We start from the raw sequence: 18133 nt of genomic DNA on the forward strand, positions 1-18133 counted from the left end.
GAATGACAATAAAGATTAATTATTTTTTCTGTCATTATCATTGCCGTCGTCTTTCATGCCGTCTTTAAAAGCTTTAAGACCTTTGGCAAGGTCGGACATGACTTGCGGTAGCTTACCGGCACCGAATAATACAAAAATAATTAATAAAACTATTAATAAATGGCTAAAACTCATGCCCATGATATTTATTATTGTGTGAGTTAAAATCTTATTATAAGATTTTAACTAAATTTAATCTAGTATATTTTATTTAGAAAAATGTTCACTAAAAAATGGTTCTCGGAATTTTTTGTTACTTTTTTTTATATTGGGAAAATTAAATATTGCCCTGGCACGTTTGGTTCGCTTGCCGCTTTCCCTCTAACTTACTTCTTAATATATTTTATTGTTAATAATAAAATAATTATTCCTTGCTCAAATCTAACCCTCGGTGAAGCACAGCTTGTAAGTATATTTATTATAAGTTTTAGTATATGTTTGATGTTGTTAATTCTCGGTACTTATTTTACTAGAATATATTTAAATTATACAAATTCAGAAGACCCTAAAGAAGTAGTAATTGATGAAGTAGTCGGACAAATGCTAACTATCGTTTTAGTATTTTTTTCAGCTTTATTTGCTAATGAATCGCATTTAGTAAAATATTTTAGTCCACTAATAATAAATATTATATTACTTTTCATATTACCTTTTTGTCTATTCCGATTTTTTGATATAGTAAAGCCCTGGCCTATTAATTGGTTTGATAAAAATCTTAAGGGCAGTATCGGCGTTATGCTTGATGATTTGCTAGCCGCAATATTTGCTGCGGTAACTCAATACGCAATTATATTCGTATTAATAGATATAACATAATATTATCATTGACTAATTTCTAATATAATAATATGATACGACAAATATTTATAAATTTTTAAAGAGATATTTTTCATGTTCGCAGTTATAAAAGCAGGTGGAAAACAATATAAAGTAGACAGAAATAGTGTTATTAAAGTCGAAAAAATTGATGGAGAACTTGGCTCTAAAATTCAGTTTGATCAAATTTTAATGATTGGCGAATATTCAAAGCCTTCTTTTATTGGTACTCCAATAGTTAAAGGGGCTGTCGTTACGGCTGAAATTACTAACCAGCTTAAGGATAATAAAATTATAGTTTTCAAGAAAAAGCGTAGAAAAAATTATCGTCGTAAAGCCGGTCATCGTCAAGAATTGACAGAATTAAAAATATTAGATATTACCAAACAATAATAATAACTTAAAAGGAATTATAAAATGGCAACCAAAAAAGCCGGTGGTAGTTCTAGGAACGGCAGAGACTCAGCAGGTCGAAGACTGGGAGTAAAGAAAGTAGACGGGCAATATGTAATACCCGGTAATATTATAGTTAGGCAACGCGGCACAAAAATTCATCCTGGAACAAATGTAGGGCTTGGTAAAGATCATACAATATTTGCTTTGATAGAAGGTAGAGTAGAATTTTTAACTAAGCGAAATCATAAAGTCGTGAACGTTAAAGAAATTGCAAGTGCTTAAAAGAATAATGCTTGGCACTGTATGGTGCTGATATCATTCCTGCGATAGGCCTTGCTTGCGTGAACCATAAGATATGCTCAAAAGATGTGTCATCCCGTAGCTTGACCAGCGTTGTTGCATGGCTTCTATGTCATTCCCGCGTAGGCGGGAATCCAGTAAAACCTATAAAAAACTTGTTTTTTTAGGTTTATTTTGTCAATAATGTGTACCAACATTAAGGTTATTTTCTGGATTCCCGCCTACGCGGGAATGACATTAAGGGCATGTTCCGAGCTATGCAATAAAGCTTACAAGTGAGCTAGATGACAACAAGCGGAAAATTAATTATATAACATAATATTCTATTAGGCTTCCTTTAGTTATGGCCTTAATAATTCAAAAATTCGGCGGCACTTCCGTTGCAAATATTGACAGAATAAAAAAAATCGTTCCTATTATAAAAGCTGAAATAGCTAAAAATAACCAGGTAATCGTAGTAGTTTCGGCTATGGCAGGTGTTACTAATCAACTTGTCACATTGTGCAATGAAGTATCAAGCCTTAACAAAACTTCTCAATTTGCAGAATATGATGTAGCACTTTCTAGCGGTGAAATAGTCACGGCTTCATTACTTGCATTAGCTCTTCAAGAAGAAGATATAAAGGCACGATCATTTCTAGCTTGGCAATTACCGATTCTCACCGATAATAATCATAGTAAAGCTTTAGTGGAATCAATTACTACAGATTTACTAGAAAAATATTTACAGCTCAATACTATCCCTATAATAGCCGGTTTTCAAGGAATTAACAAGTTTAATAGATTATCTACTTTAGGTAGAGGAGGATCCGATACTACTGCCGCCTTAATTGCTGCGGCTATGAAAGCCGATAGATGTGATATTTATACCGATGTAGAGGGAATATTTACTGCTGATCCAAGAATTATTCCAAATGCAAAGAAGATAAAAGAAATAGATTTGTTAGAAATGTTAGAACTAGCATCAAGTGGAGCAAAAGTATTACATCCTAGAGCCGTAGAGTTAGTAATGCGATATAAAATAGATATGCGTGTTCTTTCAACATTTTCACCGAATACAGAAGGTACGTTAATTACTTCAAGAGATAAGAATATGGAAAACGGCGTTATTAGCGGTATTACCTCTAATAAAAATTTATTAAAAATATCTATAAAGAGCGTTTCGTTAAATTTTCTGCAAATTGCAAATATGATTACGCAAAACAATAATCATATTGAGTTTATGCAAGAGATAAAAAATAATGAGGAATATAGTTTTATTACAAATTTAACCGATAAAAATAATTTACAAACTTTACTTACTAATTTAAAAGATGATAAGCAAATACAAGATTTTACTTTTGACACCGAAATTGCTACAATCTCCCTTATTGGTTATGGGATTAAAAATGATTGTAAATTACTTGAAACGATATTATCAAAGTTAACGAAAGATAATATAAATGTTAACATGATGCAATTATCAGAAGTTAAAATTACCTTATTAATAAATGATCAAGATGCAGAGAAAACAATTTTTAATTTATATAATCTTTTTAAAATATCCTAGGTTCTGCATCTGAAATTTAATTTATATCTTAAGTTATTTTATGTTAAAATTATAAGACTTTGAAAAGACACGGCTCCTATTTCAGAAAAATCTTATAATTTGTGACAAAAAAAGTTAAAATAGATTAATTTAAATTTCATATATAGGACCTAAATACTTAATTAAATAGCTTAAATTTATTATTTTCATTATAATTATCTTCTATTGACCATTTATTAGTTTATATTAATAAATAAGTCTTACAAATCATAAATTCTTATCATTTAAAAATAAATTATTTTAACTCTCAATTTTTAGGAGTAAATTTTACAGGAAAAAATAATGAGCGAAGATATAAGGTCAAAAGAAAGATTTAATCGAATTAACGATATATCAGAAACAAATAAAGATGATTTAGATTTAAAAAAAATTAGAGATAATTTAGAAATATTTGTACAAGGTGTGTTAAGAGAAGAAAACATAACCCCATATGAGTTAAGTAGAAGAACCAATACTCATGAAACATTATGGAAAAATGTCGTAGACGGTCGTACACACAAGCCTGACACCGGAGCAATTGTTGCTCTTGCAGATTACAAAAATGTTCCACTAGATGAAGTGATAGGCAGAGATATAAATAAAGAAAAAAAGATAACGATAGAAGTAAAACAAACTCCGGAAATATCGGCATCTATAGCTAAACTACCAAAAGACATACTTCAAGAAGCCATGTTGATAGGAGAAAAAACTAGAGAATTTATGCATACACCAACAACTAAAGAAACAAAATCTTTTACTGAACAAATTAAAAGCTCTAATAAACCAAAAGGAAGGTCTATCTAAATAAAAATATGTTTTTCAATATTGATCCTAATATCAAACCTAAAACTTTACTTGATATTTTGAAATGGAAAATAACTTCAAAAAGACCGAAATGGCCGGCAGCACTACCACTGCCTTTCACCGATATTCCTCCCCAAAAAATAACTAGCAACAAAAATATATACTCCTGTGAAATAAAGAGTTGGGATACGAAGATCAACTTGGAAAAGAGCAAGGAGTCTGTAAGCCGAGGAGGGGAACGTATATTAATACGTGAGCATCCGAGGACTTACAAAGACGACGTGGCCAATTTTTCAAGTTCATCGAGTATACGAATAAGTTATGTAGGGCATGTAACATTTTTAATTCAAATAGAAGGTTTAAATATCCTAACTGATCCGGTATGGTCAGAACGAGTTAGTCCTTTTACTTTTGCAGGACCAAAGAGAGTGGTAAAACCAGGTATTAATTTTACTGATTTACCTAAAATAGATATTATATTAATAAGTCATAATCACTATGACCATTTAGATATTAAAACAATTAAAGATCTATGGGTACGAGATAAGCCTAAGATTATTACACCGCTAATGAATGACGTAATAATCAAAAAACATATTACCGATGCAGAAATTGTTACCTTAGGGTGGGGAGAATCATATAAAGTAAACTCAGCCCCATTTTGTGACAAGCGTGAGGAGCGAAGCCTATATACTCATAGGCGAGACGACGAACAACGAAGCACAACAGTTTGCTATAAAGAACAAAATATTTGTTTAGAACCGGCACAGCATTGGTCAGCTAGAGGAATATTTGATAAAAATAAAGCATTATGGGGAACTTTTATCATTAAAACTAAGATAGGAGATATTTGTTTTATAGGTGATTCGGGTTATAACGATACTCTTTTTAAAGAGATCGGAAAAAAATATAATATTTTAATAAGCCTTATTCCAATAGGGGCTTATGAACCAAGATGGTTTATGAAGCCGGTGCATATGAATCCTGAAGAAGCCGTATTTACTCATTTGGACTTAGGCTCTAAATACTCTATAGCTAGTCATTTTGACGTCTTTCAATTAGCTGATGAAGCCTTTAACGTGGCTCCTTTGGAACTCCGGCAAGCTATGAAAAAGCATAATATTGATGAAAATAAGTTTATTATTCCTGAAATAGGTGAGTTTTTTCTATTTGATAAAAACGGTTTATAATCTATAAAACGCCTGTAGTAATTATAGCAGGTATGTATTTTCTTTCTTCTTCAATTAAATATTCTTGACGTCTTTTAGAAATAAAATCATCTACTATAGAAATATTTTTATCAATTTGATTTTTGGTAAAAATCTTATGCATCTCATCAATTACATTGTCTTCCATTTTATATTATTCTCCGGTATTTTTACTCAACAACATAGTCATAGAATAAGCAAGTACGGCAAACATGCAAAGATATAAAATCGGGAATAGGTTAAAATCAAATGATTTTATTACCTTTGCACAAATATAATTAGCAGTACCGGACATTAACATTGAGCCGATATTATGTCCTAAACTTATAACACGGTAACGTTCTTTAACTACAAAAGACTTAATAACTATACTATGAGCAAGAGCATTAAAAGGGGCGACCGATGCAGCTAACATTAAACTAGCTGCAAGCCCTAAATTAGTCATTTGATATTTTACTGCTATCACAAAAAATACACTTGCTGTAATAGTACATATAAATGCGGTTTTTAATACCGAATTAACTCCTAAGCGGTCAGCAATAAAGCCGGCAATCGGCATGCAAATAGCAAAGCATATTACTATTAAGACTGAAAAAGCACTCATAATAATACCGACTGAAGGCAGTACGATCGGTAAATATTGCTTCATAAAAATGATTGCAATTTGATATGTTGCTCCAAAACCTCCGGCTAAGAATATAAGCGATAAAATATATTTCCATTGCTTTTTAATTATGAAGTTAAGTTTTTCAATAGCATCTTGGCTATCATCTGCTTCTTTAAATTCCGGTGTTTCATCAAATTTCTGACGATAATAAAGAGTTATTAATGCAAGCGGTAAACTTAACAAAAACGGAATACGCCAACCCCACTCCGGAAAAATATGAGAATTAAAGAAATTAGTTGCACCAATCCCGCATAATAAACCCATCACCCCCGTACATCTAGTTATAGCTGAAACAGTAAATCGGTATTTTGCCCCTAAATGTTCAATAACATAAATCGCTGCACCGTCATATTCCCCTCCAATAAAAATACCTTGCATGAAGCGACATAAAACTAAAATTATTGTACTCCAAACTCCTATCGAAGAATAATCAGGCAATAAACCGATTATTAAGGTAGGAATTACAATGCCGATAATCGTAAAACTTAATGCTCTCTTTCGACCGTATATATCCCCTATGCATCCAAAAATATAAGCCCCGATAGGCTTTGATAAATATGCCGCCGCATAAACGGCAAAAACATTTACAAGCTTTGTTAATGGAGCAGTACCGGCTGAAAAGAATTTGTCGGCAATAATTGCCGCTGAGAAACCATATAAACTATAGTCGTAATACTCAATGATAGTGCCTAAAAAAGCACCGAGAACTTTATTGCTTGATTTTGTTTGTTTCATTTTAAAGGTATACTGTGAGTAAACGAAAAGTAGGTAGACGAAGTTTAATTTGGAAAAAAGCAAGATGTCTTGAAGCTGATAACCGCAGCGTACATACTAGTACGTGAGGATTATCAGCAAGAGACAACGTAGCTAATTTTTCAAATTAAACGAGTATACATGACCGCTTTGGCCGTTACTTAAAATCCTTCAAAGACCTTGATGTAAAGGTGGACTTCATATGTCTAAACTTAAATGAGTATTAGACAGGGACGATGTCCTAAAAGTTAGTGGTAGTCCTAGGTTAATATTAAGCTCACGAACCAAGCAGCCAAGTGCTAATATATCACTTTCCCATTTTACGTGCAAGGTTTTCTAGATAACCTGCTATAGTAGTTAAGGTTTCTGCGAATTTTTCTTCATCGGGATGATTTTTTTGAAAACCGTTTTTTTCAAACTTTTCTGTTAGGCTTGCTATTTCAGCTTGAGCATTAAGGGATGCCATAACTAATAATAGCTCAAAAGAGGCTGTAGGATTAACAAGTTTAATGTCAGTTATTTTATCATTCAATTTATTCGCTAAAGATAGTAATTCTTCCTCATCTCCATTATTACAATATAATTGAAAACTCTTGTTATTTAATGTTACTGTAACAATTGACATAATTATTTTTGCTGTTTTTTTATTTCTTCAAGTTCATTAATATAAATGTTAATTTGATCTAGCATTTTTATATAATTATCTTTTAATTCTTTATTTTCGTTTTGTAATTTTTTAATTTCATTTTGATTATTTACAAGCATACTCAATAAATCATCGAGTTTATACTCCACTTCTTCCATTAATTTCTTTAGACCGCTTACATAACTTGCTTCTAAAGGTAATTTGTACGTCGAGCCGGTACTCGCATCCTCACGTACTTTTTTGTACGCTGCGGTGCTGCGTTCCTTGTCTCCTTCAAATTCCTCTTTATGCGCTTCGTTCTGTAAGCAGTCTAATATTTCATTATCCATTTTTGTCTAAGCATTAATTATGAATGGATGACTTACAATAATAATCGATAACATTATAATAGATATAAGTACTAATTGTTTTTTACGTTTATAATTTATTAATGCCGTAGCTCTTTTATTATTTAATAATTTTTCTGTCTCGTTCTGTTTAGTAGCTTCTATCTGCTCTGCATTTCGATCTTTTACATTAAGATAATCTAAGTATAATTTTAAGTAACCTCTTACGTATACTTCTCCCGGTAAAACGTCAAAATCACCCTCTTCTAAAGCTACTAAATATTTTTTTCTAATTTTTAAATCACTAGATACCTGATTTAAAGTTTTACCTGAATCTAACCTAATTTGCTTAAGCATTGACGACATAATTTACTCAAGTTTTTGTAAGAATATTTCAAATTTCTTATTTGCTAAAATAATTATATTTAAGTCTATAGTTTCTTGAGATTTAATTTCTTGAATAAAATCAAGAAAATTTCTAACTAAATTATTATTATTATCAATCCATAAATCTAAATCAAGAGTTGTTTTAGATTTATTAATTATTTTTATTAATAATCTACGTTGTTTGTCATATAAATCATCTTTTAGCGATTGAATTCCAAGACGACGCCAAAATGAATCGTTCAACTGCCTATCGCAAGCTTTACGTAACCAATCAAGACTAAACATATCGCTTATCGCAAAATAGGCTTCTGCTATCTCTTTATTATTTCCTGAAGTCTGTTTTGTTATGTATATAGTGTCAAATACTGAAATTAAATTGTCAAATGTAGCGATAGTAGCAGCAAATGATTCCTCTACTCCGCTAGTTGTATAATAATTTAATTTTTCTTCAAATCTTATTTTAGTTTCTCCGACTAATAAAGTACCTACCATTTTTCTTAAGTTTTGTGCAGGCACTCTAAACTCTTCTATAGTTTCGCTAATATTAATAGGATGTTTTAAATTTTTAATAAACCAAGAAATACCACGACGCATTAATTTTGTTATTTCGGTAAACATATCAATTTTTACATTGTAATCAATATTAGCGGGTAAATTGCTCACTGTTTCCCATATGTCATCAAGATCAAAAATTTCACAAATAATGGTATATGACCTTATTATATCACACAGAGGAGCCCCAATCTCACGCTTTACAATACTAATAAGCGGTCCTCCAAGCTGGTTAATTATTTTATTTATAGTAACGGTTTTAATAATCTCATGTTTAAGAGGATGAGATAAAATTTCATTACGAAACTTTTTTTGCATCATTTCCGGAAAATAATCTATAAGATATGCGTCAAAATATTTATCATGGGAAAAAGTAGAATTAAGTAACTCGTGATAAGCCGACCTTTTACTATATGATAGCAGTACGCAAAGCTCAGGACGAGTTAATACTTCCCCGCTGATAGCTCTTCTATTCAATTCTTCTACACTAGGCAAGAATTCATTTTCCCGTTCTAATACTTTTTCTTCTTCTAAAATGTCTATAAATTGACTAAGTATATTAACGGTTAAAGTAGGAGATAGTTGCATAATCGTTATTGCTTCGGTTTGCTTATAATTATCAAGCAATACTAACTCTTCAACTTGCTTTGTCATATCGTTTAGAAGTTTATTACGTTCTTCTAAAGTAATTTTTCCTGAGGTTACCGCACTACTTAAAGCAATTTTAATATTTACTTCATGATCGGAGCAATCAACACCTGCTGAATTATCAATAAAGTCGGCATTTATGCGTCCGCCTTTTTTAGCATACTCAACTCTACCTCTCTGTGATACACCGACATTACCGCCTTCTGCTATAACCTTTGCTCTAATTTCCTCCCCATTACATCTAAGGTTATCATTTGCTTTATCACCGATTTCTAAATGATTTTCCGTTTTAGCCTTAATATAAGTACCTATTCCGCCATTCCATAACAGATCAACATTTGCTTTTAAAATAGCTTTAATTAACTCTTCCGGTGATATCTCATTATCATTTATATCAAGTAATTTTTTAATTTCCGGCGATAATTTTATTAATTTACTACTGCGTTCAAATACTCCGCCTCCCTTAGAAATAAGCTTAGAATCATAATCAGACCAATTAGAACCTTTGAAATTAAATAAACGCAAACGCTCATTAAAACTTGATAAAGGATCAGGAGTAGGATCAATAAATATATGCTTATGGTTAAAGGCAGCGACTAGTTTAATAACCTCTGACCTTAGCATACCGTTACCGAACACGTCTCCCGACATATCCCCTATACCTACGACGGTAATAGGGTCTTTTTGGACATCTAACCCTAAAGTTTTAAAGTGATTAGTTACGGAAATCCAAGCTCCTTTAGAAGTAATAGCCATTTTTTTATGATCGTAACCTGCAGAACCACCTGAAGCAAACGCATCATCAAGCCAGTAATTATATTCTCTTGCTACACTATTAGCGTAATCCGAAAATGAGGCTGTACCTTTATCGGCAGCAACCACTAAATAAGGATCTTCTTTATCATAAATAATAGTGTCTTTCGGATGTACTACTTTACCCTCAACGATATTATCGGTTATGTCTAATAAACCTCTCAGGAAATTCTTATAGCATTCAATGACTTTTTCCATATATTCATCACGAGTAAGCCCTTCCTCAGTAAAATGAACATAAAAACCTCCTTTAGAGCCGACAGGGACAATAACGGAATTCTTCGTCATTTGTGCTTTCATAAGCCCAAGGACCTCAAACCTATAATCTTCTGCTCTATCTGACCATCTAAGTCCTCCGCGCGATACGGGACCGCCTCTTAAATGAACGGCTTCAAAATTTCTAGAGTAAACAAAGGTTTCGGCGAATGGAATCGGTTTAGGTAAATTCGGTACTTTTGAAGAATCAAACTTAAATGAAAAAATATGTTTATGTAGTTGATAGTAATTTGTTCTAGTAATAGCATTAACTATACCAAGCATATTACGTAGTACTTTATCTTCACTACTCATATCAACGGTTGCTAAGTAATTAGTTAGCTTATCTTTAATTACGTCACAATTATTATCAGAATGTTTAGGATTAAATTTTATGTCAAATAGATTTACCAACATTTTTGTATATTCGGAATGTTTAAGTAGCGTTAACTGTACATAACCTTTGCCGTAACTAAATCCTGTTTGATGTAAATATCTTGTTAAAGCTTTTACTAATTTAACTTGCTTCCAATTAAAACCGGCAAGCACTATCAGTTTACTTAAAGAATCATTAGCAAGCACCCCAAGTGCCATTTTATCTAAAGCTTCTTCAACATTTATTTTTAATTCGGTAATATTATCCTTTACGGGTACAATAGAAGTTAAGAGAAAATTATATATCCAGCTTTCTTTGATTTCGAGGGCTTCCTTAATGACAAAAGTCTGTTCATCAATTGCTTTAAAACCTAAATTTTCGATTGGCGGCAATATGTTAGAAAGTGCAAGTTTTACTTTTGGACTATATATTTTTAAGTAAAATTCCGATTCACTTACAGCGACTAAATTAAACATATATTTTTGCAACTTGCTTGCTTCCGTTAGATATTCAATATCTACCAAAGCTATTTCCGGAGAAAATTTTTGCCTATAGTCTGCCGGAAAAATATTATCAAAACGCTTTAAATTAATACCTGCTTGATATTCGCCGAATTTTTTAGAAAGCTTAAAATAAAAATCTTCACTCCAACGTGTAGAGATACGATCTAAATCTTGCTGTATTATTTCTGCTTCAAAATTTATTTTATGTTCACCTTGTGCTTCAAGAGTTACAAAAAGATAAGAAAAATTACCGGCTACTTCGGTGATATAATTGGATAAAATTTTACTACCGAATTTTTCCGCTAAATAACAATCTATCACATTATGTATTTCAGCCGTTAAACGTTCTCTCGGTAAGAAAATTATGATATTAAGAAAAGAACTCGACCAGTCATATTGAATAAACAATTTAAGCTTTTTACTCATCATACTTGAAAGCATATGAAGACACATACAATATAAATCGCCTTGATCGATTTGTATTAAAGCTTCACGCGGCAATGATTCCATTAAAATTTTTAATTTATCGGCATTGTAACCTGATAGGGCGAATCCTGCTTTCTCTATTACAAAATTAAATTTCTGTCTGAGGATTGGGATAGTACTTATTGAATGATAGTACATATTTGAACTATATATCCCAAATATTATACTTCCTGAAATATACTCACCCAAAGAATTAAAATTCTTTACTAACACGTAATCGATTAAATTGTCCGGATGCATAAGTGAGCCACTGTTTATTTTACCTAGTATTATCAATTGATTTTGATACGGTAGATCTGCTGAACATTTTATAATATCTTCAATTTCGGTATTGATATCTTGCCATATTTCCGTTGCACCGATTTCATTGTTTAATTTTAAAGATTCTACTTTAAAATCAAGGGCACCTAATAAAACAAAATTGTTATTTTGCAGCCAATTTAAAAATTCTTTAGCCTCTTCAAAATTTAATTTATCGTTACTAATTACATTTTTAGATAAATCTTGTAATTTGGTGAGTAAATGCGGCAAACTTCTATAGCTTTGCTCTAGTTCTTCTAATCTTTCATTTATAGCCCCAGTTAAAAATGTAGTAGTTTTATCGTCAAAATTTCCTAATATAGTTAAATGTAATATCGATTCTGATTTTTCATTCGGTGCAGAATTTTCTAATATTTTTTCTAATTCTCCTTTACTATTTCGGATACAGTTTATTACCGGATGGAGTAAAAACTTAGTTTGCAAATTCATGTTTTTAAGCAAACATCTGATAAAATCAACAATATGCGGTTTATTATCAAGTAATATCAAGACATTTATTGCCGGATTATTTTCTATAACCGCCTTTGTTATTGCTATTTTTCTTGCTCTTTCTACCCTTTGCCTAAAAAACTTAAAGGCTTCATCTGCAAAATTTTGGAATAATTTTTCTCTATTCTCAAAATCATAATCGATCGGAATATAATTTAAAAATTTTTGAACAAAATCTATATATATGGAATTTGATTCACGTTCCTTGCTAAGTTCTAGAATTTTAGTTTTATAATTCGGGATTTGACAATTTAAACGACTAAAGTTTAAAGAGGTTGTTTTTGGGGTCATGATTTTCTCAAGTAATAATAATAATATGATTATTTCTTTTGTTATTATATTATATAAAATAACTTGAGCAAGAGGCATAAAAAATAAGTGGAAACGATATTTGCACAAAGCTCTGCATTCGGTAAAGCAGGCGTAGCGGTTTTTAGGATTTCCGGTCCTAAAAGCTTAGAAGTTTTGCAGCTACTTACCGGTAGAAAGGACTTTAAATCGAGATTAATGTATTATCAACAAATTACTTTCCCTAAGAGCGGCGAACTAATTGATAATGCTATGGTCGTTTATTTTAAGTCACCGGGTAGCTTTACAGGCGAAGACGTAGCAGAGATTCATACGCACGGCAGTAAAGCTATTTCTATAATGCTTATTAATGCATTGTTAAATATACCGAATATTCGTTTAGCGGAAGCTGGAGAATTTACCAAAAGAGCTTTTTTAAATAATAAGTTTGATTTAACGGCTGCTGAAGGAATAGCCGATTTAATTAATGCTGAAACTATTATGCAGCATAGGCAAGCAATTAGACAAGCAGGTGGGGCTCTTGAAGAATTATATAATAATTGGCGAGAACAGTTACTTCAAATTATCTCTTTACTTGAGGCTTATATAGATTTTCCTGATGAAGATATACCGGATAGCGTCCTTAACGATGTTAATAACACTCATACAAACCTTATAAATGAAATATCTAATTATCTTAACGACAATAGACGAGGAGAGCTACTAAATAGCGGTCTTAAGCTTGCAATTATCGGACCGCCGAATGCAGGTAAGTCTAGCCTACTAAACTTCTTAATGCAAAGAGATATAGCAATTGTCTCAAATATCGCAGGCACTACTAGAGATATAATTGAGGGTCATTTAGACATTAGCGGCTATCCTATTATTTTGCAAGATACAGCAGGTATAAGAGAAGAAAGTAGCGACATTATAGAGCAAGAAGGTATAAAAAGAGCTATAAATTCAGCTAAAACAGCGGATATTAAAATTATTATGTTTGATGCCGAGAAATTAGATTCATCTATAAATGAAGATATTATCGATTTAATTGATGAAAATACTATCATTATAATTAATAAAATCGATTTAATTGAACCGAGCAAAATATTTTTAATTGAAGATAAATATAAATGCTTAAGAGTTTCGATTAAGAATAATATAGCCTTAAACGATATATTGAAAAATATTGAAAATATTGCCGAAAATATGGCAGGATTTACCGAAACGCCTTACATAACAAATCAGCGTCATCGTCATTATTTAAAACAAGCTCTTACCTATTTAAAAAATTTCACTCTAGATAATGATTTAGTCCTAGCAACTGAAGATATTAGAATGACGGTACGCTGCATCGGTACTATTACAGGCGTTATTAATGTGGAAGAAATACTAGGCGAGATCTTTAAAAATTTCTGCATAGGGAAATGATTTTTCCGTTGTCACCCCGTGACTTGATCACGGGGTCTAGTATCTTTATTGTCATACCGCAGCTTGACCGCGGTATCCAAAAGACAATAAAAAATACTAATAATTTTAGTATTTTTAACTGGATCCCGCGATCAAGTCGCGGGATGACAACGGAAAAATCGATCCACGCAAGCAAGCCTTCCGCAGGAATGACATAAAGGTCCAACCACAATAACCCCTCTCAAATCCTCTTTTTATATATTAATTTATTTTAACTTCTCTTGACAAAAATATTAACATGCTTTAGAAATCACGTTTCATGGTTTTATTAATTTAAATTGAAGGAGTAGTATTATGGCACCTGTATTAAATATAAACTTAAACTGTTTCATGCCTATATTTGCAAATGAAATGGTGAGTAGCTTACCTGGAAATACAAAGCATATTATTTATAAGTTAGGCCATACTATACTTTCATCAGTATATAATACTGTTGAAGGAAGTTTTACTAATGGTTATTTAGTTGAGAATATAAAATGTAATTGGGCAGGAATCTTTAATCATTTAGCAAAAGTACATAATGATTTATCAGCAGTAACTCAACAATGTACAGGGATTAAAATCCCTATAAAGTCTATTGTTACTTATGGAAACAGTACTAGCGTTATTTTAGAAGAAGGCAAGCACTTACTTCAAAACGATACCCTCGTAGAGTTAAAGGAATGCACTACTACCGAAGGCGAAGCCGTTTTACGAGAGCATAATGCCAAAATGCTTGTTAATAATTTGAGAGATATTTTAAATCATTTGGAAATAACTTTGAACAATGTTCAAGAAGTAGGGGTAAAAATTTTTAATTTATTGAATATACCAGTCAAATTCACTACTGATAATCTTAAGATTATTCTAGAGGCTTTCAACGTAACTTTGGACGATATATCCCCTACAGAAGTAGGTAAAAATATTTTAGATCTACTAAGTAAACCTTTCACTGAGGCAACCACTCCCACTACAGAAAGCCCTAACGATGATACAAATGGCGGTGGATCGTGGGGTTATGTTATTGGAGCAGTAGGATTTATAGCAGCCTCATTGATGGTAGCTAAATATGGATGGGATTGGTATAAGGGAAGAACTAAGAATAAAGAATTCTCACAACTAGAATATGGAAATTTAAAATATCAAATTTTAAATTCTGATAAAGATATATTAGATACCATTTTAAAAATTAAAGACTTAGATGATATAATTAAAATGTTAGATAAATTAGAGAATACTGATGAGTGTACACAAATAAATAATAAAAGTATAATAACATTAACTTCACAAGACTACGATTTAGTAGGTCTAAAAACAATAATGAAAAATTTAAACCAAGAATTTAAAAACTTAAATTCTTTAGATAAAATATTCTCTAATATAAATTCTCTAGGCGAGATACTGAATAATATATATTCTTTTATAAAGCCTAGTGTTAATAACTGTCCTACTAATAATCCTATTCTACCGTATAAAATAACAATAAAAACCTTTGAAGAGATATTGCAAAATATTAGAAATCTAGACAATAATAAAATTAGTATTAAAGCGCAATTTCCTCTTTATGAAGATAGTTTTCAGCAACTATTCAGTATGTTACCAATTGAGAATACCTACGCTGATTATGCACATGAAGATACTTTTTTAATAGGGGAATCAAGCTCAGGTGTAAGCTCAGATTCAGTATAATTAAGACCTTATTGCATGGATTTAAAGTATGTCATTCCCGCAAAAGCGGGAATCCAAAAAAAACCTTGAGAATATAAGGTTAAAGAGTTTTGATAATTATTCTTAAAAAATTTATGTGAAATACTCTATTTCCATATTATTTCTTGGATTCCCGGCTTACGCGGGAATGACATAAAAAGAGCCACAAACCATCATTGACTTTTTGAAAGTTATATATAAAATGATACTCGAAAATAGCAAAACGCTATTTCGGGGCGTCGAAGCCTCTACAAAAAGTGAGAACATCGCTCACAAAACCGATGTAATCCTCGACTTCACGGTCGGGGAGATGTTAGGCATGTCCAGAGCTTAAAGTATTACTTTGAGCTTAAAATCTAGCGTGGCTGACTTTTTGCAGTTTTCGACCTCCCCGACCACCAAGAGTTTATTTCTCTTCGGTGGTTAAAACTTGAGCAATTTAAGTTTAATTAATCGGGAGCAAATGCATGTCCAATGAAAATAAAAAAAATCTAAGAGCTGATATAGCAGATTTGCTAGAAAGACCTATAAACAAGAGGGATATAGACGTGATAGAGCATCACTTAGCAAAATTAGAGAAAATATTTAGTAATGATTTATAGACTTGAAAATATCATCATCTCATTTTATTAACTACCTACTACAAAAATAAGCACTAAAATAATTATAGTAACCATTATGGTAAATAGTTCAAAAATAGCAAAAGGCGGTAAGGTTTCTATACCCGCTTCATCATGTAACAAAGCCATTAATGTAGAGGAGTTGATGCTTTAAAAGGAGGAAGAACATACATAATCACACCCGCCAATTAGCATGATTATTCCTAGAATAATACCTACTATATTGAATGCATTTATAAAAGCAATATTAACCTCCTTAATTAATTCGTGAGCAAATGAAGGTGGTAGTTGCTGAGCAATAATTATTCCTTCGCCAATTGAGTCACGAGCTATTTCTGCCATTGATACAGAAACACCGTGAGGGATTACTATATTGTTACTATATATAAAAGACGTAATACTCACAATAACAGCTATACCTAATACATTACCTAATTCATATACTGTTTCTTGTAGTGCTGCTGCACCTCCGGATCTCTACTGCATTCATCATAACTGTTACGGTGGTAGAGAGGCATAGACTACTTCCTATACCAAGCAGTCCAAGATATATAGTATTCGATAGTAAATCTCTATAGTCTAATATACTAGGTAAAATCAATGATACAGTAGTAAAGATAAGCCCACTAAACATTATTACACGTGCGGTAAATCGTGTGAGTAAATATGGCATAACTAAAGATGCAATTAAAGCAAAAACTGCTGCAGGCAACATATAAAGACCTGCATGCAAAGGACTTAACCCTTTGATAAACTGTAACCATAAGGACATGAGATACATTATGGATCCTAAGACACAAGTAATCAGCAAATAAACTATTACTCCTATACTAAAATTGCTAATTAAGAATAGACGCATATCCACTAATGGATCATCACTTTTAAGTTGACGTAAGGTAAATATTATCAGTAATACAATGCCAATTAAGAGCATTCCACCGGATGCTAGATTCATAATACCGTATTTAGCCGACATCTTAATGCCTTGAACTAAAGCTGTCATCCCAAAAAATGACTGCAATACTCCTATCCAATCCCATGGCTCATTACTAGGATTAGATGATTCAGAAATCCAAACTATGCCAAAAGCAATAATTACTAATGCAATAGGAGCGTTCACAAAAAATGCAAATTGCCAACTTAAAAGCTCAACCAATACTCCACTAGTACAGGTCCTATAGCTGCCCCTACGGTTGCCATTATTCCCCACACAGATATTGCGATCATACGTTCATGCATATTAGTAAAAATGTTACGCAATATAGATAAAGTGGAAGGCATAATCATTGATCCTCCTAACCCGAGTAAAGCACGGCATAATACTAATCCCCATGGGTTATCAAATACATAAACTAATATTGAAGCGATGGAAAAAACTAAAAGCCCCCAAAGTAATAATCTTTTACGACCAAATCTATCTCCTAGTGCACCTACGGTAATTAGAAGATCTGATAATACTAATGCATATGCATTGATTATCCATAATTGTTGTAAATTAGATGGTTTTAAATCAAGAATTATAGTAGGCATAACAGCATGCAAGATTGTAGCATCCATCGATACCAAAAGTAAGCAAATGCTTAAAATAATTAAAATATGCCATCTAAATTTATAAGACGAAGATGATGAATTATCTATTTTTTTAGCGATATATTCAGTTTGTGGGAATTGTGATACCATATGTGATAAGTTATTTAATAAGGATTATACTAACTCTATC

The 18133-nt window shown here is 31.8% G+C and carries 17 protein-coding genes, 1 other RNA gene and 2 pseudogenes; 10 read left to right on the forward strand and 10 right to left on the reverse strand.

Annotated features, from left to right (window positions below; all coding sequences use genetic code 11):
• Window positions 1-15: 15 nt before the first annotated feature.
• Window positions 16-180, reverse strand: a complete 165-nt coding sequence (gene tatA, locus ACIAS7_RS01170) for a twin-arginine translocase TatA (protein WP_012149077.1) — start codon at window positions 178-180, stop codon at window positions 16-18.
• 78 nt (window positions 181-258) lie between these two features.
• Between tatA and ACIAS7_RS01175 the strand changes: the two genes are divergently transcribed.
• The 7 genes and pseudogenes from ACIAS7_RS01175 (at window position 259) to ACIAS7_RS01205 (ending at window position 5112) form a co-directional block, all read left to right on the forward strand.
• Window positions 259-855 (forward strand): phosphatidylglycerophosphatase A family protein, encoded by a 597-nt coding sequence (locus ACIAS7_RS01175; protein ID WP_473198988.1) that lies wholly within the window; start codon window positions 259-261, stop codon window positions 853-855.
• A 75-nt stretch (window positions 856-930) separates the two neighbouring features.
• Window positions 931-1248 (forward strand): 50S ribosomal protein L21, encoded by a 318-nt coding sequence (gene rplU / locus ACIAS7_RS01180; protein ID WP_012149079.1) that lies wholly within the window; start codon window positions 931-933, stop codon window positions 1246-1248.
• A 24-nt stretch (window positions 1249-1272) separates the two neighbouring features.
• The gene (gene rpmA, locus ACIAS7_RS01185) at window positions 1273-1533 is read left to right on the forward strand and encodes a 50S ribosomal protein L27 (RefSeq protein ID WP_473198989.1); all 261 of its coding nucleotides are present in this window, start codon (window positions 1273-1275) and stop codon (window positions 1531-1533) included.
• A gap of 361 nt (window positions 1534-1894) precedes the next feature.
• Entirely contained in the window at window positions 1895-3100 is a 1206-nt protein-coding gene (locus tag ACIAS7_RS01190; protein WP_473198990.1) for an aspartate kinase, read from the forward strand.
• A 321-nt stretch (window positions 3101-3421) separates the two neighbouring features.
• Window positions 3422-3922 (forward strand): XRE family transcriptional regulator, encoded by a 501-nt coding sequence (locus ACIAS7_RS01195; protein ID WP_473198991.1) that lies wholly within the window; start codon window positions 3422-3424, stop codon window positions 3920-3922.
• Between the two features lie 8 nt (window positions 3923-3930).
• Window positions 3931-4080 (forward strand): annotated as a pseudogene (locus tag ACIAS7_RS01200) (palindromic element RPE3 domain-containing protein); the annotation flags it as partial.
• 123 nt (window positions 4081-4203) lie between these two features.
• Entirely contained in the window at window positions 4204-5112 is a 909-nt protein-coding gene (locus ACIAS7_RS01205) for an MBL fold metallo-hydrolase (RefSeq protein ID WP_473199381.1), read from the forward strand.
• Between the two features lies 1 nt (window position 5113).
• Here ACIAS7_RS01205 and ACIAS7_RS01210 read toward each other — a convergent pair whose 3' ends face one another.
• The 7 genes from ACIAS7_RS01210 to ACIAS7_RS01240 all read right to left on the reverse strand — a co-directional run bounded on the left by ACIAS7_RS01210 (window position 5114) and on the right by ACIAS7_RS01240 (window position 12643).
• The gene (locus ACIAS7_RS01210) at window positions 5114-5278 is read right to left on the reverse strand and encodes a hypothetical protein (protein WP_473198992.1); all 165 of its coding nucleotides are present in this window, start codon (window positions 5276-5278) and stop codon (window positions 5114-5116) included.
• Between the two features lie 6 nt (window positions 5279-5284).
• Window positions 5285-6532 carry an MFS transporter gene (locus ACIAS7_RS01215; protein ID WP_473198993.1) on the reverse strand — a complete coding sequence of 416 codons (1248 nt, stop codon included), beginning with the start codon at window positions 6530-6532 and terminating at the stop codon, window positions 5285-5287.
• Window positions 6533-6688: 156 nt separating this feature from the next.
• A non-coding RNA gene (ssrS, locus tag ACIAS7_RS01220) (6S RNA) lies at window positions 6689-6848 on the reverse strand.
• A 9-nt stretch (window positions 6849-6857) separates the two neighbouring features.
• Window positions 6858-7175: a cell division protein ZapA gene (locus ACIAS7_RS01225; protein ID WP_473198994.1), complete on the reverse strand. Its 318-nt coding sequence runs from the start codon at window positions 7173-7175 to the stop codon at window positions 6858-6860.
• A 2-nt stretch (window positions 7176-7177) separates the two neighbouring features.
• Window positions 7178-7525, reverse strand: coding sequence for a palindromic element RPE1 domain-containing protein (locus tag ACIAS7_RS01230; RefSeq protein ID WP_473198995.1), 348 nt, complete (start codon window positions 7523-7525; stop codon window positions 7178-7180).
• 6 nt (window positions 7526-7531) lie between these two features.
• Window positions 7532-7888: a helix-turn-helix domain-containing protein gene (locus tag ACIAS7_RS01235; RefSeq protein ID WP_473198996.1), complete on the reverse strand. Its 357-nt coding sequence runs from the start codon at window positions 7886-7888 to the stop codon at window positions 7532-7534.
• Window positions 7889-7891: 3 nt separating this feature from the next.
• The gene (locus tag ACIAS7_RS01240) at window positions 7892-12643 is read right to left on the reverse strand and encodes an NAD-glutamate dehydrogenase (RefSeq protein WP_473198997.1); all 4752 of its coding nucleotides are present in this window, start codon (window positions 12641-12643) and stop codon (window positions 7892-7894) included.
• A gap of 87 nt (window positions 12644-12730) precedes the next feature.
• Here ACIAS7_RS01240 and mnmE point away from each other — a divergent pair, with 87 nt between their 5' ends.
• From mnmE to ACIAS7_RS01255, 3 genes are all read left to right on the forward strand, one after another.
• Window positions 12731-14068, forward strand: a complete 1338-nt coding sequence (gene mnmE / locus ACIAS7_RS01245; RefSeq protein ID WP_473198998.1) for a tRNA uridine-5-carboxymethylaminomethyl(34) synthesis GTPase MnmE — start codon at window positions 12731-12733, stop codon at window positions 14066-14068.
• Window positions 14069-14401: 333 nt separating this feature from the next.
• The gene (srfE, locus tag ACIAS7_RS01250) at window positions 14402-15775 is read left to right on the forward strand and encodes an SrfE family effector protein (RefSeq protein ID WP_473198999.1); all 1374 of its coding nucleotides are present in this window, start codon (window positions 14402-14404) and stop codon (window positions 15773-15775) included.
• 485 nt (window positions 15776-16260) lie between these two features.
• The gene (locus ACIAS7_RS01255) at window positions 16261-16395 is read left to right on the forward strand and encodes a hypothetical protein (RefSeq protein WP_473199000.1); all 135 of its coding nucleotides are present in this window, start codon (window positions 16261-16263) and stop codon (window positions 16393-16395) included.
• A gap of 168 nt (window positions 16396-16563) precedes the next feature.
• Here ACIAS7_RS01255 and ACIAS7_RS01260 read toward each other — a convergent pair whose 3' ends face one another.
• On the reverse strand, window positions 16564-16818 hold the full coding sequence (locus ACIAS7_RS01260; protein WP_473199001.1) for a hypothetical protein: 255 nt from the start codon (window positions 16816-16818) through the stop codon (window positions 16564-16566).
• Between the two features lie 31 nt (window positions 16819-16849).
• Window positions 16850-18093: pseudogene (locus ACIAS7_RS01265) on the reverse strand (MFS transporter).
• Window positions 18094-18133: the final 40 nt, after the last annotated feature.

This window comes from Rickettsia sp. 109562A South Dakota (genome assembly GCF_055791265.1).